The organism is Streptomyces sp. NPDC017529 (assembly GCF_044329785.1).
GTDB lineage: Bacteria > Actinomycetota > Actinomycetes > Streptomycetales > Streptomycetaceae > Streptomyces.
This window is the reverse complement of sequence record NZ_JBIRJY010000008.1, coordinates 24490-47395: the sequence shown is the minus strand read 5'-3', so window position 1 is coordinate 47395 and position 22906 is coordinate 24490. Positions and strand designations below refer to the sequence as shown.

Genomic DNA, 22906 nt, shown 5'->3' with positions numbered 1-22906 from the left:
CCGGGGGGGGGGTCTCTCTTTCCCCCCCCGCCCCCCCCCGCGGGGCGGGGGGGGGGGGGGGGGGGGCTCCACCGGGGGGGGCCGGGGGGGCGGCCCCCCCCGCCCCCACGGCTTTTCCGTCTGCCTTACGGTGATTTTCCGCCCCATAGGCTGAGAACGGCCCCTCAACGTCGCGGGGCCCTTCGCACCACAGCAGGACGGAACACGCACGGCATGGACATGAGCGCGGGCAACCGCAAGGGGATCGGTCTCTTCGCCCTGATCATGATCGGCATCGGCTCGATCTTCGGCTCCGGATGGCTCTTCGGTGCCGGTGCCGCCGCCCAGGTGGCGGGGCCCGCCGCACTGGTCGCCTGGGTCATCGGCGCCGTCTTCATCGGCATGATCGCGATGTCCTACGCGGAGGTCGGCTCGGCCTATCCCATCCCCGGCGGCATGGCCCGCTACGGCCACCTCTCGCACGGCCCCGTCCTCGGCTTCCTCACCGGCTGGGCGGTGTGGATCGCGGTCGCCTCGCTGATCCCGATCGAGTCCATCGCCGCCACCCAGTACATGTCGTCCTGGAGCTTCGGCTGGGCCCAGGGGCTGGTCGACCCGGCCACCCACCACCTGACCACGGCCGGCATGGGCGTGGCGCTGCTGCTGACCTTCGCGCTCTGGCTGACCTGCTACTGGTCGGTCCAGCTGCTGGCCCGCGCCAACACGGTCCTGACGCTGGTCAAGTTCGCGATCCCGGTGCTGGCCGTGGCCGCGCTGGCCGCCTCCGGCTTCCACACCTCGAACTTCACCGCCCAGGGCGGCTTCGCCCCGTACGGCTGGCCCGCCGTGCTGACCGCCGTGACCACCTGCGGCGTGGTCTTCGCCTTCAACGGCTTCCAGGCCGTGGTCAACCTCGGCGGCGCGGCCAAGAACCCCGGCAGGGCCATTCCGATCGCGCTGGTCGGCGCGCTCTCGCTGGGCCTGGTGATCTACCTCGCGCTGCAGGCCGCGTACCTCGGCGCGGTACCGCCCGAGCAGCTCGCCCGGGCCGGCGGCTGGCAGGGTGTGAACTTCAACTCGCCCTTCGCCGACCTGGCCAAGGTCCTGATGCTGCACTGGGTCGTCACGATGCTCCAGTTCGGCGCCTTCATCTCGCCGGCCGGCTCCAACATCGCCAACGTCGCGTCCGCCGCGTACATGGTCCAGAACCTCGCCGAGACCGGTTTCTTCCCCAAGAAGCTGGCCGCCGTGCACCCCCGGTACGGGACCGCCCGCCCCGCGATGTGGCTCAACCTCGGCTTCTCGGTCCTGCTGCTGGTGACCGTCGGCCACAGCTGGAACGCGCTGGCCAGCGTGATCTCCGCCGCCATGGTCATCTCGTACCTCATCGGCCCGATCGCGGTCGGCGTCTTCCGGCAGACCAAGCCGGACCTGCCGCGCCCGTTCCGGCTGCCCGCCGCGAAGGTCCTCTGCCCGCTCACCTTCGCCTTCGCGGCCTGCGCGCTGTACTGGTCGAAGTGGCCGGACACCGGCAAGGTCGCGCTGCTGACGCTGATCGCGGCGCCGGTCGCCGCGGTGGTGCTGCGGTGCCGCGGCGAGCGGAATCTGCGCAGGCACTTCGCGCCCGCCTGGTGGCTGGTCGGCTTCCTGGTGTGGATGTCCGTGCTGTCCGCGCTCGGCAGCCCCGACTTCGGCGGCCACGGCGTCGTCCCCGGCGGCCTGGACATCGCCCTCGTCGCACTCTCCGCCGTCGCCTTCTACTACTGGGCAGTACGCGCCGGGGTCCTCGCCCACCGGGCGGGCCTGCCCGGGCCCGACCCGGTACTCGACGGCGGGACCGCCCCCACTGCGTCTTCCGTAGTTGTCCCGGAGGACAGCCGTCCGATGGCCTCCGTCTGAAAGTCTGTCCGCCGTCCGGGTTAGGCTCGACAGTCGGCGCAGAAACGTACCTTCTGTTTCGTCCGCCCCTTTGCTCCACCGTCCACCACGAGCAGACAAGGGAGTCCGCCACCGTGGCCATCTCCGTCTTCGACCTCTTCTCCATCGGCATCGGCCCGTCCAGCTCCCACACGGTCGGACCGATGCGCGCCGCCCGCATGTTCGTCGGGCGCCTCAAGAAGGACGGCCTGCTCGCGCAGACGACGGCGGTACGGGCCGAACTCTTCGGCTCGCTCGGCGCCACCGGCCACGGCCACGGCACCCCCAAGGCCGTCCTGCTCGGCCTGGAAGGCCACTCCCCTCGCACCGTCGACGTCGAGACGGCCGACGACGAGGTCGAGCGGATCCGCAAGAGCGGCCGGCTGCGGCTGCTCGGCGCGGAGATAGGCACCGACCACGAGATCGACTTCGACGAGTCGACCGAGCTGATCCTGCACCGCCGCCGCTCCCTGCCGTACCACGCCAACGGCATGACCCTCTTCGCCTACGACGCGGCCGGCGCCCCGCTCCTGGAGAAGACCTACTACTCCGTCGGCGGCGGCTTCGTCGTCGACGAGGACGCGGTCGGCGAGGACCGGATCAAGCTGGACGACACCGTCCTGAAGTACCCCTTCCGCACCGGCGACGAGCTGCTGCGCCTCTCCCGCGAGACCGGCCTGTCCATCTCCTCCCTCATGCTGGAGAACGAGAAGGCGTGGCGCACCGAGGAGGAGATCCGCGCCGGGCTGCTGGAGATCTGGGAGGTCATGCGGTCGTGCGTGTCCCGCGGCATGTCCCGCGAGGGCATCCTGCCGGGCGGCCTGAAGGTCCGCAGGCGCGCGGCCAACGGCGCCCGCGCCCTGCGCGCCGAGGGCAGCCCCGAGGCGCACGCGATGGAGTGGACCACCCTCTACGCGATGGCCGTCAACGAGGAGAACGCGGCCGGCGGCCGGGTCGTCACCGCCCCCACCAACGGCGCGGCCGGCATCATCCCCGCCGTCCTGCACTACTACATCAACTTCGTGCCCGGCGCGGACGAGGACGGCGTGGTCCGCTTCCTGCTGGCCGCCTCCGCCATCGGCATGCTCTTCAAGGAGAACGCCTCCATCTCCGGTGCCGAGGTCGGCTGCCAGGGCGAGGTCGGCTCGGCGTGCTCCATGGCGGCCGGCGGCCTGGCCGAGGTCCTCGGCGGCACCCCCGAGCAGGTCGAGAACGCCGCCGAGATCGGCATGGAGCACAACCTCGGCCTGACCTGCGACCCGGTCGGCGGCCTCGTCCAGATCCCGTGCATCGAACGCAACGGCATGGCCGCCGTCAAGGCCGTCACCGCCGCCCGCATGTCCCTGCGCGGCGACGGCCGCCACCACGTCTCCCTCGACAAGGTCATCAAGACCATGAAGGACACCGGCGCCGACATGAGCGTCAAGTACAAGGAGACGGCGCGGGGCGGGCTGGCGGTCAACATCATCGAGTGCTGACGGGCGGGGCCGGCCGAAGACCGGGACGGGCCTCCGCCCTGCCCCGGGGCCGGCACGCTGCGAGCCGGTCCCGGCACGCCGTGAGCCGGGCCCGGCCGCTCAGGCGCAGACCTTCCCGACCTCCCGCAGGAACGCGGTCCAGCCGGATATGCGCCGCCGGCCGCGCCCGGCTCCCTCCAGACTGATCCGCAGAGTCGTCCGCAGCGGCCGGGGCGACCGCATGATCGCCTCGTTCCGCCGGGCCAGCCGCGTCAGCTCCTCCTCGGTCGGCATCCGGTCGCTCTTGGTTCCGTTGCACTTCTCGTGGGCGACGGCGAGGTTCCACAGCGCGTCCAGGTCCGGCCCGCGCCAGCCGCCGACACTCTCGAAGCGCCGCATGAGCGCGAACGGGAAGACGTGGTCGACAGCGATCCGGTCGGCGGGCCCGACCGGCTCGTCGCATATGTGGCAGCGCCCGTGCTGGAACCCGGCCACGGCCGCGGCGACACCGGTGACCGGACGGCGCCGGCGCCGGTCCGTCAGGTGCAGTGTCTCCCGGTCGACGCGGACGCCCTCCTCTATCAGGGTGCGGCCTGTCCCGGTCGCGAAGGAGCTCTCCACGATGCTCCACCGGGCGTCCAGCTCGGCACGGAGCCCGTCGACCCCGTACGACCCGGCCACCCGGCCGAGAGCGGAACTGAGCAGCACCGTCCGGTTGCGCGGGCTGCCGGCCAGTTCGTAGAAGCGGTGGGGCACCTCGGCACCGCCGTGGTGGTGGAACTTGCGCATGACCATCAGCTGCATCGACCGTTCCGCGGCGTCCAGCAGCCGCTCGGTGGGGCGGCCGAGACGGCGGGACTCCGCGCTCTCGCGCGCCGCGACGGTCAGGAAGTCCGTCTCGCGCGCGGCCGTGCCCTCCGGCGCCTGGGGGGCCTGGGCGGCGCGTTCGAGAAGAGTCATCGCATACGGGGCGGCGAGGTCGCGCAGCGGGATTTCCGTGTGGCCCTGGGCCGCGTGGTGCAGCAGGGCGTTGCCGAGGGCGAACTTGTACGTGCGGGAGTTGCGGCCCATGAGGATCGCCAACCGCCAGGACGCGCGGGCCGACGGGTCGGCGGCGTAGAAGTCGTCGTGGGTCACGTCCGCTCCTTCTCGAAGGCGAGGTGGCTCCAGTGGATGTCGGCGCGGCCGAGTGCGTCCGTGCCGGTGCTCTCCTGGAGCGGGCTCAGGCCGTGCCGGGTGGCGAGGGCGGTTGTTTCGGGGGCCGGGATGTCGTACATCCGCCGGTCGGCGGGTGGCGGGCCGTGCCGTAGGGAGAGGAGCAGTCGGCCGCCCGGGGCGAGGAGGGTGTGCAGGCGCCGCATGGCCACCGGGCGGGCCGGGGCTTCCAGGTGCATCCACACGGCGGAGAGCAGGATCAGGTCGAAGCTCCCCTCCCGGTCCTCGATGCCGGGCAGGGCGGGCAGGGAGTCCGCGTGCCAGCGGATCGCCGGGGTGGGGTGCAGCCGTCTGCCGACGGCGCGCAGCTCGGCGACGGGCTCGACGGCCAGGACGTCGTGGCCGAGGGCGGCCAGCGCGGCGGCGTCCCGGCCGGTACCCGCGCCGATGTCGGCGACGCGCGCCGGGGCCGCGGGCAGCAGGGGCAGGAAGTCGCGGTGCACGGTCTCGAACCGGACGCTCTCATACCGCTCGGCCAGTGCTTCCGCCGCTCGCGCGTAGTACGGCTGGACGCCCGGCGCGGCCCCGGCCGCCGGGCGTCGCGCGTCACCCGCCCGGCCGCCCGCTCCCCTGCCCGTTCTCGTCATACCCGCACACTACGACCCGCCACTGACAACGCCGCCCGGCCCGCTCACGCCCCCCGCTCACTTGCCTATTTCCCAGGCGAACGGGGGCAGTTCGCGGGCCCGGAGGTAGACCTCCAGGGCGCTGGACGCCGGGACGAACGGGTGGACGCGGGCGCCTTCGAGGCCGGCCAGCAGCCGGGCGCAGTGGTGGACGCAGCCCGCGACCTCCTGCCCGTGCCGGTAGACGATCGTCGCCGCCTCGCGCGGCCCTTCGCACGGGGTCGGATCCTTGGCGGGCGCCGCGGGACAGCGTGACTGTGTGCCGCCGTGCTGGTGTTCCATGACGAGCCTCCCCCTGGCGGGCGGTGCGTACGGTGCCGGTGGCGGCGGTGCCGACCACCGTCACCCAGGGGGGTGTTGCTCGCCTCCGTGCCGGTACATGCGCGCCTTGGCGAACATCTGGGCCGGTGATGAATCGTTTACGGGCCAAGTAGTGACGTGGGGTTCTCCCGGTGCGGCAGTGCCGGGTGGTGGCGTACGGGGCCGGCGCACGGGCCTGGCCGAAGCGTGGTGGTTCCCTGGCCGACCGTGCTCCTTCACCGGCCGGGACCCGTAACCCCTCCCCGGTATCCGAGGGCTCCGATGCCTACACATGGCTACCGTTCCGGGCAGCCGGTCACAAGTGATCGGAGAACGCCACAGACGACCGATCGCGCATCAATAGGGCCGTGATCAGCGGAAGTTCGCCGCCGACCCCTGGCGGAAGATGCCGTGGACATGTTGAACTGCTGATAACACCAGGTGACGCATCGTAATCGATCGTTTTCGGTCGACAGGAGGCCGCTCATGCTGCATGGCGTCGACGTCAGCTCCCACAACCCGTCGTATTCGGCAACCGGTCTGGACTTCGTGATCATCAAGGCGACGGAGGGCCGCTCGTACATCAACCCGCATCAGAACGCGCAGGCGGCCAAGGCCCGCAATGCGGGCTGCGTGGTGGGCTTCTACCACTTCCTGTGGCCGGGCAACATCGCGGCGCAGGCGAAGTACTTCGTCGACAAGTGCGCGTCCGTGGAGGGCGACCTGCTGGCGGCGGACTGGGAGCGCACCGGCGGCGGCACGTACGCGAGCAACGCCCAGAAGGACGAGTTCCTGAAGGAGGTCAAGCGGCTGCGGCCCACGCACCGCGTGATCCTCTACTGCAACCGCGACTTCTGGCTCAACCACGACACCACCTCCTACGCCGCCGACGGCCTGTGGATCGCCGACTACGTGTCCGCGGGGAAACCGCGCATCAAGGCCGACTGGCTCTTCCACCAGTACACGAGCCGGCCGCTGGACAAGGACGTGGCCGACTTCCCGGACAGGGCCGCCCTGAAGAACTGGGCGGCTCCGGCATAGAGTCTGTAGGTGTCCGCACCAGCACCGCGCAGGCACTGCGCAGCGCGCTGGCCCCTCGTGTGAAGGAGCAGCCGTGAACGACCCGGCGTCCACGTCCCAGCAGCAGGAGATCGCCCGGGATCTCCAGGTGTCCGCGTCGTTCGACGCCCAGGCCGAGATCGAGCGCCGGGTGGCCTTCCTTGCGGAGCGGCTGACGTCCACCGGCCTGCGCGCGCTGGTCCTGGGCATCAGCGGCGGCGTGGACTCCACCACCGCCGGCCGGCTGTGCCAGCTGGCGGTGGAGCGGGTCCGCGCGGCCGGGCACGACGCGACGTTCCACGCGATGCGGCTGCCGTACGGCGTCCAGGCCGACGAGCACGACGCGCAGCTGGCGCTGGACTTCATCAAGCCCGACCGGCTGCTGACCGTCGACATCCGCCCGGCGAGCGACGCGATGCTCCAGGCGGCGCTGGCCGGCGGGATCACCTTCCGGGACGACCGGCACCAGGACTTCGTCCAGGGCAACATCAAGGCCCGGCAGCGCATGATCGCGCAGTACGCGGTCGCGGGCGCCCAGGACGGCCTGGTCGTCGGCACCGACCACGCCGCCGAGGCGGTCTCCGGCTTCTTCACCAAGTTCGGCGACGGCGCGGCGGACGTGGTCCCGCTCACCGGTCTGACCAAGCGCCGGGTGCGGGCCGTGGCCGAGGCGCTGGGTGCCCCGGCCGAGCTGGTCAAGAAGGTGCCGACCGCCGACCTGGAGACGCTGGACCCGGGCAAGCCGGACGAGGACGCCCTCGGCGTCACGTACGACGAGATCGACGACTTCCTCGAAGGCAAGCCGGTCGGCGAGCAGGCGTACGAGTCGATCGTGCGCCGCTACCACGCCACGGCCCACAAGCGCGAGCTGCCGATCGCTCCCTGAGCGGCACCGGGCCGCTCCCGGGCCCCGTCCCCTTGCCCGTCATGCTCCGGCAAGGGGACGGTCACCGAAGATGTGCGCGATCGTGGCCGGCGGCGGGCATGCATGGGGTCATGCGAAGCCGTGAAATGCGATCGGAAGATCAACTGTCAGTGGGGGCCTCTACGCTCCGGAGCATGGGTTACGCAGACCTGCGCGAACTCCAGACCGCGCTGACGACCGCATCCGACATCGCCTCCTCCCTCCAGGCGGCGCCCACCCGGCGGGACGCCGACCAGCTCGTCGACGTCCTGCGGCAGGCGCTGACCGCCGCCAGCTCGCTGAGCACCGCGACCGGGCCGACCGGCTGCGCCATACATCCCCACGGCGCCGTCGATCCGCTGTACGGCGACCCCGAGGACCCGCTGCCTGCGGGGTACGGCAAGTGCCTGCTGTGCAACGACCGCCGCCGCCGTGCGGACGCCGGCCCCCACCAGCCGTATCACCGGGACCGGGGAGGGCACCTCCGGCGCAGCGCGTAGCATCCGCCCATGCGACCGGCCAAGTACAGCGACGAAGACCTGGAACAGCACTCCCTGCGGCGCCGGGTGCCCGACGACGGGCAGCGCTCCGGATTCGAGCACGACGTGGACCGGATCCTGTATTCCACCCAGTGGCGGGCGCTGGCCGGCAAGAGCCAGGTGGTGGCCAGCGCCGAGCTGGGCGCGTACCACACCCGGCTGACGCACTCGATGAAGGTGGCGCAGCTCGGACGGCGGATGGCCGAGCGGCTGGAGCGCCGGTACGGCGGCCCGAACCCGGCCCTCGTCGAGGCGGCCTGCATGGCGCACGACATCGGCCACCCGCCGTTCGGGCACGCCGGCGAGCTGGCGCTGCGCACGACCATGGACGAGCTGCGCTGCGCCGACGGTGTGCTGGACAGCTTCGAGGGCAACGCCCAGACGCTGCGGGTGCTCACCTTCCTCGCCGCGCACAAGTACCCGGGCCACCGCGGCCTGCACCTGACCCGGGCCTGCCTGGACGCGTCGACGAAGTACCCGTGGGAGCGGGCGCCCGTCGACCAGAGCCCGGCGCGCCATGTGAAGTGGGGCGTGTACGTCGCCGACCGGGAGGCGTTCGCCTGGGTCAGGGCGGGCCGTACGGACACCGCCGTACCGGTCGAGGAGCAGGTCATGGACTGGGCCGACGACGTCACCTACGCCTGCCACGACGTGGAGGACTTCTACCGCACCGGCCTGATCCCGCTGGCCGCGCTCTTCCCGCCGGCCGGCGCGGCGGGCGGCGACACCGAGCGGGAGACCCGGCGCTTCCTGGACTACGTACAGGCCAAGCGGGCGCGCGCGGGCCAGGCGTTCGACCGGGACGCGGCGCGGCTGCTGATGGCGGACATCGGCAAGCGGCTGGCCGTGCACGCGCCGTACAGCGGCGGCCACGAGGACGCGGTCGCGGTCAACCGCCGCACCGCCGACCTGATCGCGTACCTCACCCGGGGCATCGAGCTGGAGGTCGGCGGCCCGGATGCGATCCGCTACGGGGCCCGCCTGGTGATCCCGGACGAGCGGCGCGCCGCCTGTGACCTGCTCAAGGAGCTGGTGTGGTGCTACGTCATCGACCGGCCGGCGCTGGCCACGCAGCAGCACGGCAAGCGCCGCATCGTCGGCGAGCTGCTGCGCTGGACCCACGACGCACCGGAACTGCTGCCCGCCGACCGGGCCGAGGAGCTGTCCCTGCACGGCGACCGGCTGCGGGCCGCGGCGGACCACGTCGCCTCCCTCACGGAGGACCAGGCGGTGGCCCTGCACCGGCGGCTGTCCGGTACGGGACTGGGGTCGGTCAGCGACAACGTGTGGCTGTGAACCGCGGCGGCCCCAGGCCCGGTGTACCTGCCTCGAAGCGGCCGGTACGCCGGAGCCCGGGGGCCGGGTGCCTCAGTCCTGCCGCCGCTTCTCCGGACGCAGCGCGATACGTCCCAGAACCGCCGCGACGATGAGCGCGACCACCGCGACCAGCACGAAGTCCGGTACGGCGTTCCCTATCCGCGTGGCCCACTCCTCGACGCGGGCCTCAGAGTCCGCGTCCAGGATTCCGGGCAGCGCGCTGGTCCCGTTGAACGTCAGGAACAGCACGCCGATGCCGATGAAGAACAGGCCGGACAGCAGCGAGGTGGTGTGCAGCCGGAGTTTTCCGACGGTGAATTCCCGGCCGCGCAGCCAGCCCCGGCTGCCCAGCGAGAACCGGTCCCAGAGCAGCGCGAGCACGAACAGGGGCAGGGCCATGCCCAGCGCGTACACGGCGAGCATCGAGGCCCCGTAGACCGGGGAGCCGCTGACCGCCGTCACGGTCAGCACCGCGCCCAGGATCGGCCCGGCGCAGAAGCCCGCGAGGCCGTAGACGCAGCCCAGCAGGAACGTGGAGACGGCCGAGCGCGGTGTGATCCGCGCCGCTGCCCGCTGGGCGCGCTTGAAGGCGAAGCCGAGGCCGAGGATCTGGGCGACGCCCATGGCGATGACCACCCAGCCGCCGATGGCGACGAGCAGGTCCCGGTGGCCGTTGAACAGCCGGCTGGCGGCCGTGCTGGCCGCGCCGAGCGGGACCAGAGTGGTGGCGAGGCCCAGGTAGAACACGCCGGTACGGGCCAGCAGCCGGCCGGGGTGGGAGAGGGAGTAGGCGAAGAAGGCGGGCAGCAGCAGCGCGCTGCACGGGCTGAGCAGGGCGAGGGCGCCGCCCAGGAAGGCGGCGAGGTAGCCGATGTTCACTTCGCCGGCTCCTCCGCCTTGCCGGAACCCTGGCCCTTCTCCGGGGCGCCGGGCTTGCCGGCCTGCTTCGCCCGCTCGGCGGCCTGGGTGACCGCCTGCTCGAAGACCCCGGTGGCCTGGGCTCCCGCGATGGGTCGGCCGTTGACGAGGAAGGACGGCGTGGACTGTACGCCGAGCCCGTACCCCTCGTCCTGGTCCTTCTTCAGGGCGGCAGCGGCGGCGGGGCTGCCGAGGTCGGTGCGGAACTTGTCGAGGTCGGCGACGCCGCTCTTGCGGGCCATCTCGACGAGCTTGTCCTCGGCCAGGGCGCTGCCCTTGTTGGTCTTGGCGTACAGCTCGTCGTGCATCTGCCAGAACTTGCCCTGCTGCCCGGCGGCCCAGGAGGCGCGGGCGGCGCGCTCGGAGTCGGCGCCGTAGATGGTGAAGTTGCGGAACTCGATGCGCAGCGTGCCGTCGTCCACGAACTTCTTGATCAGCTCGGGCTGTGTCTCGCGGGTGAAGCGCCCGCAGAACGAGCACTGGTAGTCGGCGTACTCGACCAGGACGACGGGGGCGTCCTTCTTGCCGACGGCGAGCGGGTCGCCGTCCACGCGCCGGCTGGTCTGCCGCGCGAGCTGGTCGTAGAGCGCCTGCTGGCCGTCGTCCTCCTGGGGAGACACGGAGGCGGCGGCGCCGGGGGTGTCCGAGGCGCTGCCGGAGCCGCCCTCGACGGCCTTGCCGACGGCGATGCCGATGGCGACGAGCGCCACGACCAGGGCGAGGACGGCGCCGACGGCGGCGATCTTGCGGGTAGGTGATGCGGAAGCGGGCATGCGGGTGCTCCAGACGTACTGGGGTGGATGGATGGCCGGCCGGTGCGCTGGGCGGCGGTCTAAATCCGCAGTACGGGCAGGAGGGCGGTGTGGTCGGTGGCGGGCGCGGTGCCGGTGGGCGGGCGGGCGAGCGCGAAGCAGGCGGGGCCGTCGGCCGCGAGCGGGGCGGGGCCGGTGGCGGCGGGCGCGGACGGCTCGCCGCGGTTCGGGGTGGGGACCGGGACCGACTCGTTCTGGCCGGGGGCGTGCTGGCGTGAGCACTTCTTCGTCCCCTCGGCCACCGGGACGCCGGCCGCCGGACCGGCCTCGGTCCGCTCGGCAGCGGCACGCTCGGGTGTGCCGCTGCCTGAGGGGGCGCGATCGGGTGTGCCGCGGCCGGCGGAGGCGGCCGGTATGACGGCGGCGGGCGGTGTGACGGCGGCGGCCTGCGCCACCGCGGTGCCTGCCGCGGGCGCCGGCTGGGCGCCGCCTACCCGGCACAGCAGGGGCCCGAAGGTGACGGCGAGCAGGAGCAGCAGGGTCGCGGTGGCCGCGCGGCGTACGCGTTCCATGCCTCGTGCCTCCTTCCGCTTCCCTCTCCCGGCGCGTGAGCGGCCCATCCTACGGATTGCGGGCGCGGTCACCGACGACCGACCGCCGCCCTGGGGATCCCGGCGCGGAACTGCTTGTACACCCCACGATCTTGATCGCATAACCATTGAAGGAATCGATTACCTAACCACTGAATGCAAGGCCGGTGGCGTAGCTCACCTTTGATCTTCCTGTGATTGATCTACTTACGACGTCATCTGTCCGTAATGCACCTTTGGCAAGGTCGCGACCGGCCTGCCATAGTCGGTGCAGCGACCCCCATTGACCCGGGCCAGGTCGTCCAGACCCCGCGGGTACACCCCTTTCGCCCGCCGGCGGTCGACACTGGGGCCTCACCCGCGTATTCCGCGGGCAGGCCCCAGTCGCGTTCCGGGGCCCTGTCGTACGGCCGGGCCGGTATCGCCGCTCAGCGGTCGATGACCCGCATCTCGAACCAGGTGGTCTTGCCGCGCGGGAGCAGGTCGACGCCCCAGCGGTCGGAGAGCTTGTCCACGAGGAAGAGGCCGCGGCCGCTGATGTCCATCTCGTGGACGGGCATCAGGCAGGGCAGGCCGCGGGACGGGTCGCGCACCTCGATACGGATCCAGCCACGGCGGCGGAGCATCCGCAGCCCGAAGGTGCGCGCGCCCGTGTGCCGGACGGCGTTGCCGACCAGCTCGGAGACCAACAGGACGGCGTGCTCGGTCAGTTGCGCCGACAGGGACCAGCGCTTGAGGAGCACGGACTGGGTCAGCCGGCGGGCGGTGAGGGCGGATTCGGGGCGGGAGGGCAGCCGCACCTCGTCCAGGGTGGGGTCACCCACCAGTTGCAGCGCCCTGGCGGCGAGATCGTCCTCGTCGGCCGGGCCGCCCTCCCCGCCCGCACCCGGGAGACCTCCGGGAAGTCCCCAGCGTGCGGCGGCCGTGCCGCTCCGCGGCCGCGGCTGCTCCGTTCCTTCGAGGCCCGCCATGCCCCCATCATGGCTGTTACCGGGGCGTCACGGGGGCGGAACGGAGGGAATACCCTGCCCGGAATAGCCGGTTCCGGACCCCTGCCGCGGCATATGCCGAAGGCCTGAGAAGTCCGGCCAAAACCGTGCTGGCCTGCGGTAACTTCATGTGCCTACCCGATGATCAGGCGCGGTGGGCGGGGCCCCTCCGGGGCGTTGCGGCGTTTACCGCGATTCGCCCGCACGAGGCATCGGCATCCGGCCCCTCCTCAAGGACCCCGCCAACCGCATACGCCTCAGGCGAACTTGGCCTTGCCCGGCCCCTCCTCGACGAAGCTGCGCATGCCGGTCGCCCGGTCCTCGGTGGCGAACAGGCCGGCGAACCAGTTCCGTTCGATCGTCAGACCGTTGTCGATGTCGGTCTCCAGGCCCGCGTCGACCGACTCCTTCGCGGCCCGCAGGGCGATGGCGGGGCCGGCCGCGAGCCGGGCCGCCCAGGCGTGCGCCTGCTCGTAGACCTCGGCCGCGGGCACGACCCGGTCCACCAGCCCGATGGCCAGCGCCTCGTCGGCCCTGACCTGGCGGCCCGTGAAGATCAGGTCCTTGGCCTTGGACGGGCCGACCAGCCGGGCCAGCCGCTGGGTGCCGCCAGCGCCCGGGATCAGGCCGAGCAGGATCTCCGGCTGGCCCAGCTTGGCGTTGTCGGCGGCGATCCGGAAGTCGGCGCAGAGCGCCAGCTCGCAGCCGCCGCCGAGCGCGTAACCGGTGACGGCGGCGACCACCGGCTTGGGGATGCGCGCGACCGCGGTGAAGGAGTCCTGGAGGGCCTTGGAGCGCACGATCATGGCGGCGTGGTCCATGTCCTGCATCTCCTTGATGTCCGCGCCGGCCGCGAACACCTTCTCGCCGCCCCAGACGACGACGGCGCGCACGTCCTCGCGCCGGGTGGCCTCCTCGGCCAGCTCGCGCAGCCGGTCCTGGGTGGCGACGTCCAGTGCGTTCATCGGCGGGCGGTCCAGGCGGATGGTGCCGACGCCCTCGGCGACCTCGAAGTTCACAGTCATGGGGGCAGGTTAGTCCGCGTTAACGCGGCGCGGACCGGCGCCCTTCGGTCACGCCGGGACGCCGGTGACCGCCGGCGGGCCTACCGGCCGGACCGCCACTTCTCCCAGGACATGTTCCACACGTTGAGCCCGTTGTCCGGAGCGATCGTTTCGTCGTGCGAGTTCTTGACGGTGACCACGTCGCCGATCAGCGAGTTGGCGTAGAACCAGGCGGCCGGGGTGGAGCTGTCGCCGCCGCCGCGCTGGTCGAAGAGGCCTATGCAGCCGTGGCTGGCGTTGCGGGAACCGAACGTCGAGCGGCCGGACCAGTAGTTGCCGTGGATGAAGGTGCCGGACGTGCTCAGCCGCATGGCGTGCGGCACGTCCGCGATGTCGTACTCGCCGCCGAACCCGACGGTCTCCCCGTTCATCCGGGTGACCTCGTGCTTCTCGCTGACCACCATCTGGCCGTTGTACGTCTCGGTGCCGGGGGCGCCCGCGGTGACGGGGATCGTCTTGATCTTCTTGCCGTCGCGGACGACGGACATCTCCTTCGCCTTCACGTCGACCGTGCTCACCTGGCTGCGGCCGACCGTGAAGGATATGCGCTTGGACTGCGTGCCGTAGACGCCCGGCCGCCCCTCGACGCCCTTGAGGTCGATGCTGAGCGTGACCTTCGTCCCGGGGGCCCAGTACTTCTCCGGGCGGAAGTCCAGGCGGTCGTTGCCGAACCAGTGGCCCGCGATCGGCACCGAGGGCTCGGCCGTGACCTTGATGCCCTTCTCGATCGCCTCGGGGTCGGTTATCCCCCGGGTGAAGTTGACGGAGACCGGCATGCCGACGCCGACGGTCTGGCCGTCCTCCGGCACGTACCGGCCGACGAAGGTGTTCTTCGGCACCAGGGTGGTGAAGGTCGAGTGCCGCGCGGACTCGCGCAGCTGGTCGTCCACCGCGACGGCGTCGACCTGGTACGTCGTGGACGCGCGCAGCTTGCCGGTGGGCTGCCACACGGAGCCGCCGGTCAGCTTCCCCGCGACCGCGTTGCCCTTGTCGTCCTTGACCTTGACCGAGGACAGCTTGCCCCGCGAGGCGGTCACCTTCAGGGCGCCGTCGGTGGCCACGTCCTTCGCGCCGTCCGCCGGCGTGATCGTCACGCCGGCCTGCGAGGGCTGCTTGTCCGCGTCGGTCCCGCCGCCCGGCTTCTTGTCGTCGCCGCCGCAGGCGGTGACCAGTATCAGCAGCGCTCCGAGCAGCAGCGCGAGCAGCGCGCCGCTGCTCCGCCGCCGTCCCCGCCACGTCCCCTGCACCGGATGCCCCTGCTGCACGTTCACGACTGGCCCCTTTGTTCCCTCGCCCGGCCCGCACTCCCCCGTACGCGCATACCTACCCACGCACGCTCAGCCGATAGATAACCACACCGCACTGACAGTGGCTTCACCCGGCGATGTCACCATTCGGCCTCAAGTGATAGGCGTGGGGCGGGAACGCACGGATGGGAGTCCGGTTCGCCCCGAACTCGTCCGGATTCAACCCCGTGTCACGACGCCTCTACGGCAGTGCCGAGCCCGCGCGCCACTTCTGCCACGGCATGTTCCAGCCACCGAGGCCGTTGTCGGGCGCGACCACGCGGTCGCGGGAGCGCACGACCTCCACGATGTCGCCGACCAGCGAACGCTCGTAGAACCAGCCGGCCGGGGTGTCGGGCCCGCCGCCCCGGGTGTCGCGCAGCCCGATGCAGCCGTGGCTGGTGTTGGAGCCGCCGAAGATCCGCGGGGTCGCCCAGTAGTTGCCGTGCAGGAACGTTCCCGAGGTGGTCAGGCGCATCGCGTGCGGCACGTCCGGGATGTCGTACTCGCCGCCGAAGCCCACCGTGTCCCCGTCCATGCGGGTCACCGGGTGCCGTTCGAGGATCACCATCTTCCCGTTGTACGTGGGACTGCCGAGGCTGCCCGCGGTCACCGGGAGGGTCGCCAGCCGCCGCCCGCCGCGCCACACCGTCATCGTGTGCGCCGCCGCGTCAACCCGGCTGGTCTGATCCCGGCCGATCCTGAACCGCACCTTCTTGCGCTGGGTGCCGAGGACGCCGGGGGCCGCCTGGACGCCGCGCAGCCGCAGGTCCATGGTCACCTCGGTACCGGGCCGCCAGCGGGTGCGGGGCCTGAAGTCCAGGCGGCGGGCGCCGAACCAGTGCGCGGCGACCTCGGCGGCGGGCCGGGCGGTGACCGAGACGGCGCGTTCGACGGCCGCGCGGTCGGCGACCGGGCGGTTGAACTCCAACGAAACGATCATGCCGGTGCCGACGGTGGCGCCGTGCTCCGGCGTGAAGAAGCCGACGAAGCGGTGCGGCGGCACGTAGGTGGTGAAGGTGGTGTGGCGGGCGAAGCGGCGGCCGTGCCCGTCCAGCGCGACCGCGTCCACCACGTACCGGGCGGCCGGTGCGAGCCCGGCGGCGGGTGCGGTCGGGCGCCAGCTCAGCCCGTCCGGGGCGATCCGGCCCGGCATCGGCGTACTCCCGTCGTCCTCGATGCGGCTGACCGCGACCCGCTCCAGCCGCCCGTCCGGTACCCGCACCCGGATGCGGTCCGAGGCCCGTACGTCCTTCGCGCCGTCGTCCGGGGACACCCTGATGGCTTCCTTCGGGGACCGCGGTTTGCCGCCGGTCAGCGCCTCGGGGACGCCGCAGCCGGCCAGTGCCGCAACGCCCGCCAGGACGGCGGCGGTGACGGCCGCGGCCGTCACGGCGGACGGCCGGCCGCCGCGGCGGTGCGGGGCCCGCCGTACCGGAACCCCCCGGACGGGAGACAGCTGCCTCGTGTCCCGATATGTCACACCGCGATAGGTCACGGACAGATCAACGACGCGCCCGGCGCGGAGAAACGTGAGCCGATGGCCCGTTGCGGGAAGAACCCAGGGGAGGACGGGGCCGGGCGCGCGGCCGGGACGCCGCGCGGGGCCCCGTCCGACCGAGCCCTGAGCCGCTGGAGGCTGCCCTGTGTCGAGCGCACCCGATAAGGAGTCAGTGCAGGACGTGCGGGGCGAACACGGCGGCCGGAGCGGACAGCACGACCGCGAGGGCCCGCAGGGCGCGGCACCCCGCAAGGACCCGGAGCCCGGCGCCGGCCCCGAGGGGAACGGTTCGGCGCCCGTCAACGGCCACCGGGTGCGCGTACCCCCCGCCCGGTTGTCCGCGCCCGCCACCGCGCCTGGCCCGGATCCGCAGGCCGCCTCGCTGCCCGCGCCGGTACGGCCCGGCAGCCCGCAGCCTCTCGGGGCCCGCTACCGTACGGGCCCCGACGGCGTCGCGGGCACCAACTTCGCGCTCTGGGCGGGCGGTGCGGAGGCCGTCGAGGTATGTCTCTTCGACGACGAGGGCCGCGAGACCCGCCGCGCGCTGACCGAGCTGACGCACGAGATCTGGCACGGCTTCCTGCCCGGTGTACGGCCGGGCCAGCGCTACGGCTACCGGGTGCACGGCCGCTGGGACCCCTGGGCCGGCGCCCGCTGGAACCCGGCCAAGCTGCTCCTGGACCCGTACGCGCGCGCCGTGGACGGCGAGTTCACGCTCCCCGCCCAGGTGTACGGGCACGTGCGCGACTGGCCGCAGCAGCACGTCGCCGACACCGTGCGCGACGACCGCGACTCGGCCCCGTACGTCCCCAAGGGCGTCGTGGTCGGCGACGGGGACCCGGAGGACGGCGGCGACGAGTGGATGGACGACCGGCGGCCCAAGACGCCCTGGTCCGACACCGTCCTGTACGAACTGCACGTGCGCGGCTTCACCATGCGCCACCCGGACATCCCCGAGGAACTGCGCGGCACGTACGCGGGGCTCGCGCACCCCGCCGCGATATCCCACCTCACCCGCCTCGGCGTCACCGCCGTCGAACTGATGCCGGTCCACCAGTTCGCCCACGAGGACCACCTGCTCCGCCGCGGCCTGCGCAACTACTGGGGCTACAACTCCATCGGCTACTTCGCGCCGCACGCCGCCTACGCCGCCTCCGGGACCCGCGGCCGGCAGGTCGGCGAGTTCAAACGGATGGTGCGGGCCCTGCACGACGCCGGTATCGAAGTCGTCCTCGACGTCGTCTACAACCACACCGCCGAGGCGAGCGAGCTGGGCCCCACCCTGTCCTTCCGCGGCATCGACAACCGCGGGTACTACCGCCTGGCGGACGGCAGCCGCCGCTACGCCGACTACTCGGGCTGCGGCAACACCCTGCACGTCGTCCAGCCCAACGTGCTGCGCCTGATCACCGATTCGCTGCGCTACTGGGTCACCGAGATGGGCGTGGACGGCTTCCGCTTCGACCTCGCGGCGGCGCTGGCCCGCTCCATGCACGACGTGGACATGCTCTCGCCGTTCCTCGCCGTGATCGCGCAGGACCCGGTGCTGCGCCGGGTCAAACTGATCGCCGAGCCCTGGGACGTGGGCTCCGGCGGCTACCAGGTCGGCGCCTTCCCCCCGCTGTGGACGGAGTGGAACGACCGTTACCGCGACACCGTGCGCGACTTCTGGCGCGGCGCGCACCCCGACGTCCGTGACCTCGGCTACCGGCTCTCCGGGTCCAGCGACCTCTACGCGTGGGGCGGGCGCCGCCCGTACGCCTCGGTCAACTTCATCACCTCGCACGACGGTTTCACGCTGCGCGACCTGGTGTCCTACGGGTACAAGCACAACACGGCCAACGGCGAGGGCAACCGCGACGGCACCGACGGCAACCGCTCCTGGAACTGCGGCGCCGAGGGCGAGACCGACGACGCCTCCGTACGCGCCCTGCGCCGCCGCCAGTTGCGCAACCTGCTCACCACCCTGCTGCTGTCCACCGGCGTCCCGATGCTGGTCGCGGGCGACGAGATGGGCCGTACGCAGCACGGCAACAACAACGCCTACTGCCAGGACAACGAGACCGGCTGGGTGGACTGGTCCCTGCTCCGCGACCCGGGCTGGCGGGCGCTGGCCACGCTCGCGTCGCGCCTGATCGCGCTGCGCCGCGACCACCCCGTACTGCGCCGCCGCGCGTTCTTCTCGGGCCGCCCGCAACGCCCCGACGGCCTGCGCGACCTGGCCTGGTTCACCCCACGTGGCACGGAGATGACCGAACAGGACTGGTACGCGCCCACCACCACGCTCGGCATGTACCTCTCCGGCACCGACATCCCGCAGCGGGACCAGGAGGGCTGCCCGGTCACCGACGACAGCTTCCTCGCCGTCCTGCACACCGGCCACCGCCCGGCCGCCTGCACCCTTCCGGGGCCGCCCTGGGCCGACGCGTACGAGCTGGTCGTCGACACTTCCCGCGAGGACCAGGACGAGCCGCCCGCTACCACCTTGCGCGCCGGCGCCCGGCTCACCGTCCCCGAGCGGTCGGTGCTGCTGTTGCGCGTGCTGGCGGACTGACGGGCTGAAGGGCCGGCGGGCCGGGCGACCGCGGCCGCCTCCCCGGTCCCGGGTGTCCCGCGCGCCCCGGCGAAAATTCGGTGAGCGCTGTCAGTGGTGCCCCGTACTCTCGGTTCCGATGGCCGATACAGCGAAGGTGACGAGTCCGCAGCAGCCCGACGACCCCGCTCCCGCCGGCGCGCGCGACCCGGTGGCCCGGCGCTCCGCCGTGCGCTCCCTGCTGCGCCTGTGGTCGTTCGTGCGGCCGGTGCGGGTGCGGCTGTTCTCGGCGGCGTTCGTCGCGGTGGTCGCGTCCTGTATCGGGCTGGTCATCCCCCTGGTGCTCAAGTGGCTGGTGGACGGGCCGATCGCGGCGCGGGACCCGGCCGGCGCGTGGCTGGGCGGCGGGTATCTGCTCCTGCTCGGGCTGGCGGAGGCGGGCCTGTTCGGACTGCGGCGCTGGCTGGTGGCACGCCCCCTGGCGAGCGTCGAGGCGGCGATGCGCGAGCGCCTGTACCGGCACGTGCAGCGGCTGCCGGTCGCCTTCCACGACCGCTGGGCCTCCGGCCAGCTGCTGTCCCGGGGCACCACCGACCTCCAACTGCTGCGGCTCTTCCTGGCGTTCCCGCTGACGTTCCTCCTCGTCAACGCCACCACGATCCTGGTGGGCTTCGGGATCCTGCTGGTCCAGCGCTGGTCGCTGGGGCTGGTCCTGCTGGCGCCGGTCGTGCCGCTGATCGTGCTGTGCTCGGTCTTCGAGGCGAAGTACGCGGTGGCGGCGCGCCGGGCCCAGGACCAGGTCGGCGACCTGACCACGGTCGTGGAGGAGTCGGTCCTCGGCATCCGCATCATCAAGGGCTTCGGCCGGCACCGCAGCCAGGCCCGTGCGTTCCGGGCGATGACCGCCCGGCTGCGTACGACCGAGCTGCGCAAGGCGCGGCTGCTCGCCGCCCTGTGGGCCTCCATCATGGCGCTCCCGGAGCTGGCCATCGGCGCGGCGCTGGTGATCGGCACGGTCCAGGTGGCCGACGGCGGCCTGTCGGCCGGCACCCTCGTCGCGTTCCTGTCCACGGCGCTGGCCCTGGTCTGGCCGGTGGAGTCGATCGGTTTCCTGCTGGCGATGAGCAACGACGCGGCGGCGGCCACCGACCGGTATTTCGAGGTCCTGGACGAACCGGTGGCGGACCGCGACGACGCCCGCAAGGCGGCCGCGGTGCGCGGGCCCGAAGAGGACGGGCGGGGCGGCGGCGGGCCGCTGGGGAACGGGCGGGCGCCGGACGGGCTCCGCTTCCACGACGTCACCTTCCGCTATCCGGACGCACCCGCCGGGGCGCCGCCCACCCTCCAGGGCGTCGATCTGCACATACGCTCCGGCGAGACGATGGCGCTGGTCGGCGCGACCGGCAGCGGCAAGACCACGCTGACCGCGCTCGTCCCCCGGCTCTACGACGCCACCGGCGGCCGCATCACCCTCGACGGCACGGACGTCACGGCACTGCCCCGCGACGAGCTGCGCACCCGGGTCGCGGTGGCCTTCGAGGAACCGACGCTGTTCTCCGCGACCGCGGCGGAGAACGTCCTGATGGGCGGCGCCGACGCCGGTACCGGCGACCTCGTGCGGGCGCTGCGCGTCGCCCAGGCCGACGCCTTCGTCGACGCGCTCCCCGAGGGGCGCGACACCGAGGTCGGCGAGCAGGGGCTGAGCCTGTCCGGCGGGCAGCGGCAGCGGCTCGCGCTGGCCCGCGCGGTGGTCGGCCGGCCGCGCTTCCTGATCCTGGACGACCCGCTGTCGGCGCTGGACGTCCACACGGAGGCACTGGTCGAGGCGGCCCTGCGGCAGGTGCTGGCGACCACCACCGCGCTGGTCGTCGCGCACCGCCCGTCCACGGTCCTGCTCGCCGACCGGGTGGCGCTGCTGTCCGGCGGGCGGATAGCGGCGGTCGGCACCCACCACCAACTGCTGCGCGACAACCCGGAGTACGCGGCGCTGATGTCCGGCGCCGCGGACGGCAGGGGCGCCGCCCGACGCGAAGGGGAGAGCGTGCGATGACCACGAGCACGAGTGCCGGTACGGCCACGGAGGGCGCGCCGGACGGTGACGGCACGCCCCGGCCGTCTTCCCCTCCCCAGACCGCCCCCGACGCCCCCGCCGCCCCCGACGCCTTCGAACAGGACGTCCTGCCCACCGCCAAGGGCGCCTCGCGCTCCCTGCTGGCCTCGCTGCTGCGGCCGCACACCCGTAGCGTCTGGGCGGCGGCCGTCCTCCTCCTGTTCCAGCAGGCCGCCGTGCAGGCCGGGCCGCTGCTGGTCGCCTACGCCATCGACCACGCCGTACCGGCCCTCCGCGCGGGCGGGCACGGCCCGCTCATCGCGGTGGCCGTGGCCTACCTGCTGTGCGCGACGGCCTCCGGCGGGCTCCAGTACGCCTTCATCCGCCTGTCCGCGCGGATCAGCCAGGACGTGCTGCTCGACCTGCGCGGCCGGATCTTCCGGCACGGCCAGGCGCTGAGCCTGGACTTCCACGAGCGCTACACCTCGGGCCGGCTGATATCCCGCGCGACCACCGACGTCGAATCGCTGCGCGAGCTGCTCAACGAGGGGCTCCAGGAGCTGATCGGCATCGTCCTGGCCACCGTCTACATCACGGCGACGCTGCTCTACCTCGACTGGGGCCTGGGCGCCGCCGCCGTCGCCACGGCCGGGCCGCTCTACCTCCTCGTACGCTCCTTCCAGCGCCGCTCGATCCGCGTCTACGGCGAGAAGTCGTCCGCGATCGCCGCCGTCATCGTGAAGTTCACGGAGACGGTCAACGGCATCCGCCCGGTCCAGGCGTTCCGGCGCGAGCGCCCCAACGACGCCGCGTTCGCACGGCTGAACCACCGGCACGAGCGCAGCAACGGCGACGCGATGCTGGAGATGGCCCGTTACGTCGTCTCCTCCCGCCTGGTGGCGAACGTCGCGATCGCCGCGCTGGTCCTGTGGGGCGCGTACCGCGTGGCCTCCGGCGGGCTGGCCCTGGGCGTCCTGGCGGCCGCCGTGCTCTACCTGCGCCGCCTGTACGACCCCATCGACCGGCTCGGCATGTTCCTCAACTCCTACCAGTCGGCGGCCGCTTCGCTGGAGAAGATCGCCGGGCTGCTCGCCCAGCGCCCCAGCGTCCCGGAACCCGCCGATCCGGTCCCACTGCCGGCCCGGCCGGGCTCCCGGCCGGGCCGCGACGTCACCTTCGAAGGCGTCCGGTTCGCGTACCGCACCGGCGGCGAAGTGCTGCCGCGCTTCGACCTGGCCCTCGCCGCCGGCTGTACGGTCGCCGTCGTCGGTGCCACCGGCGCGGGCAAGTCCACCCTGGCCAAGCTGCTGGCCCGCTTCTACGACCCTTCCCCCGATACGGGAAGCGTCCGCATCGACGGCGTCGACCTGCGCGACCTGTCCACCGCCGACCTGCGCCGCAGTGTCGTGATGGTCACCCAGGAGGCCTTCCTCTTCTCCGGCACGGTCGCCGAGAACATCGCCATCGGCCGCCCGGACGCCACCCGCGAGGAGATCGAGCAGGCCGCGCGGGCCATCGGCGCGCACGACTTCATCGCGGCCCTGCCCGACGGGTACGACACCGACGTGCGCAAGCGCGGCGGGCGCATCTCCGCCGGCCAGCGGCAGCTCGTCGCCTTCGCCCGCGCCCTGCTCGCCGACCCGGCCGTGCTGATCCTCGACGAGGCGACCAGCTCCCTCGACATACCCGGCGAGCGCGCGGTCCAGCGCGCCATGGACACGGTGCTGCGCGGTCGTACGGCGGTCGTCATCGCCCACCGCCTGTCCACCGTTGAAACGGCCGACCGGGTCCTGGTCATGTCCGGGGGCCGCATCGTGGAGGACGGCACCCCCGCCGACCTCGTCTCCGGCCGCGGCCGCTACGCGGAGCTGCACCAGGCGTGGCGGGAGAGCGTGGTGTGAGCGGCGGCC

Annotated in this window: 19 protein-coding genes; 9 read left to right on the top strand and 10 right to left on the bottom strand. The window is 72.7% G+C overall.

Going from position 1 to position 22906, the window contains the following annotated elements:
• Nucleotides 1–213: 213 nt before the first annotated feature.
• Nucleotides 214–1878, top strand: a complete 1665-nt coding sequence (locus tag ACH4K4_RS21575) for an APC family permease (protein WP_398169260.1) — start codon at nucleotides 214–216, stop codon at nucleotides 1876–1878.
• 113 nt (nucleotides 1879–1991) lie between these two features.
• Complete coding sequence (locus ACH4K4_RS21570; protein WP_398169258.1) at nucleotides 1992–3374, top strand: L-serine ammonia-lyase; 1383 nt, start codon at nucleotides 1992–1994, stop codon at nucleotides 3372–3374.
• A gap of 99 nt (nucleotides 3375–3473) precedes the next feature.
• On the opposite strand, the gene ACH4K4_RS21565 is transcribed toward ACH4K4_RS21570, so the two are convergent.
• The 3 genes from ACH4K4_RS21565 to ACH4K4_RS21555 are packed head-to-tail and all read right to left on the bottom strand — an operon-like array spanning nucleotide 3474 to nucleotide 5476.
• On the bottom strand, nucleotides 3474–4490 hold the full coding sequence (locus tag ACH4K4_RS21565; RefSeq protein ID WP_398169256.1) for an HNH endonuclease: 1017 nt from the start codon (nucleotides 4488–4490) through the stop codon (nucleotides 3474–3476).
• Nucleotides 4487–5155: a class I SAM-dependent methyltransferase gene (locus ACH4K4_RS21560; RefSeq protein ID WP_398169255.1), complete on the bottom strand. Its 669-nt coding sequence runs from the start codon at nucleotides 5153–5155 to the stop codon at nucleotides 4487–4489. Before ACH4K4_RS21560 ends, ACH4K4_RS21565 begins: the two co-directional genes overlap by 4 nt.
• Nucleotides 5156–5212: 57 nt before the next feature.
• Nucleotides 5213–5476 (bottom strand): hypothetical protein, encoded by a 264-nt coding sequence (locus tag ACH4K4_RS21555; RefSeq protein ID WP_398169253.1) that lies wholly within the window; start codon nucleotides 5474–5476, stop codon nucleotides 5213–5215.
• A gap of 504 nt (nucleotides 5477–5980) precedes the next feature.
• On the opposite strand from ACH4K4_RS21555, the gene ACH4K4_RS21550 reads away from it, so the two are divergent.
• From ACH4K4_RS21550 to ACH4K4_RS21535, 4 genes are all read left to right on the top strand, one after another.
• Nucleotides 5981–6535: a GH25 family lysozyme gene (locus ACH4K4_RS21550; protein WP_398169252.1), complete on the top strand. Its 555-nt coding sequence runs from the start codon at nucleotides 5981–5983 to the stop codon at nucleotides 6533–6535.
• A gap of 73 nt (nucleotides 6536–6608) precedes the next feature.
• Entirely contained in the window at nucleotides 6609–7439 is an 831-nt protein-coding gene (gene nadE / locus ACH4K4_RS21545) for an ammonia-dependent NAD(+) synthetase (protein WP_398169251.1), read from the top strand.
• A 173-nt stretch (nucleotides 7440–7612) separates the two neighbouring features.
• Entirely contained in the window at nucleotides 7613–7957 is a 345-nt protein-coding gene (locus tag ACH4K4_RS21540; protein ID WP_398169249.1) for a hypothetical protein, read from the top strand.
• A 9-nt stretch (nucleotides 7958–7966) separates the two neighbouring features.
• Nucleotides 7967–9292, top strand: a complete 1326-nt coding sequence (locus tag ACH4K4_RS21535; protein ID WP_398169248.1) for a deoxyguanosinetriphosphate triphosphohydrolase family protein — start codon at nucleotides 7967–7969, stop codon at nucleotides 9290–9292.
• A 72-nt stretch (nucleotides 9293–9364) separates the two neighbouring features.
• Here the strand turns inward: ACH4K4_RS21535 and ACH4K4_RS21530 are convergent, their stop codons facing one another.
• The 7 genes from ACH4K4_RS21530 to ACH4K4_RS21500 all read right to left on the bottom strand — a co-directional run bounded on the left by ACH4K4_RS21530 (nucleotide 9365) and on the right by ACH4K4_RS21500 (nucleotide 16305).
• A complete protein-coding gene (locus tag ACH4K4_RS21530; protein WP_398169246.1) occupies nucleotides 9365–10192 on the bottom strand; it encodes a cytochrome c biogenesis CcdA family protein in 828 nt (275 codons plus the stop codon).
• A complete protein-coding gene (locus ACH4K4_RS21525) occupies nucleotides 10189–11004 on the bottom strand; it encodes a DsbA family protein (RefSeq protein ID WP_398169245.1) in 816 nt (271 codons plus the stop codon). The genes ACH4K4_RS21530 and ACH4K4_RS21525 overlap by 4 nt, the downstream gene beginning before the upstream one ends.
• A gap of 59 nt (nucleotides 11005–11063) precedes the next feature.
• Nucleotides 11064–11555, bottom strand: a complete 492-nt coding sequence (locus ACH4K4_RS21520; protein ID WP_398169243.1) for a hypothetical protein — start codon at nucleotides 11553–11555, stop codon at nucleotides 11064–11066.
• A gap of 446 nt (nucleotides 11556–12001) precedes the next feature.
• Nucleotides 12002–12544 (bottom strand): ATP-binding protein, encoded by a 543-nt coding sequence (locus ACH4K4_RS21515; RefSeq protein ID WP_398169241.1) that lies wholly within the window; start codon nucleotides 12542–12544, stop codon nucleotides 12002–12004.
• A gap of 275 nt (nucleotides 12545–12819) precedes the next feature.
• Nucleotides 12820–13587 (bottom strand): enoyl-CoA hydratase-related protein, encoded by a 768-nt coding sequence (locus tag ACH4K4_RS21510; protein WP_360135449.1) that lies wholly within the window; start codon nucleotides 13585–13587, stop codon nucleotides 12820–12822.
• 80 nt (nucleotides 13588–13667) lie between these two features.
• Nucleotides 13668–14891 (bottom strand): Ig-like domain-containing protein, encoded by a 1224-nt coding sequence (locus ACH4K4_RS21505; RefSeq protein ID WP_398169611.1) that lies wholly within the window; start codon nucleotides 14889–14891, stop codon nucleotides 13668–13670.
• A 223-nt stretch (nucleotides 14892–15114) separates the two neighbouring features.
• A complete protein-coding gene (locus tag ACH4K4_RS21500) occupies nucleotides 15115–16305 on the bottom strand; it encodes an Ig-like domain-containing protein (RefSeq protein WP_398169240.1) in 1191 nt (396 codons plus the stop codon).
• 442 nt (nucleotides 16306–16747) lie between these two features.
• Here ACH4K4_RS21500 and glgX point away from each other — a divergent pair, with 442 nt between their 5' ends.
• The 3 genes from glgX to ACH4K4_RS21485 all read left to right on the top strand — a co-directional run bounded on the left by glgX (nucleotide 16748) and on the right by ACH4K4_RS21485 (nucleotide 22897).
• Entirely contained in the window at nucleotides 16748–18967 is a 2220-nt protein-coding gene (gene glgX / locus ACH4K4_RS21495) for a glycogen debranching protein GlgX (RefSeq protein WP_398169609.1), read from the top strand.
• 118 nt (nucleotides 18968–19085) lie between these two features.
• A complete protein-coding gene (locus ACH4K4_RS21490; RefSeq protein ID WP_398169239.1) occupies nucleotides 19086–20996 on the top strand; it encodes an ABC transporter ATP-binding protein in 1911 nt (636 codons plus the stop codon).
• Nucleotides 20993–22897, top strand: coding sequence for an ABC transporter ATP-binding protein (locus ACH4K4_RS21485; protein ID WP_398169238.1), 1905 nt, complete (start codon nucleotides 20993–20995; stop codon nucleotides 22895–22897). Before ACH4K4_RS21490 ends, ACH4K4_RS21485 begins: the two co-directional genes overlap by 4 nt.
• The last annotated feature ends 9 nt before the right edge of the window (nucleotides 22898–22906 follow it).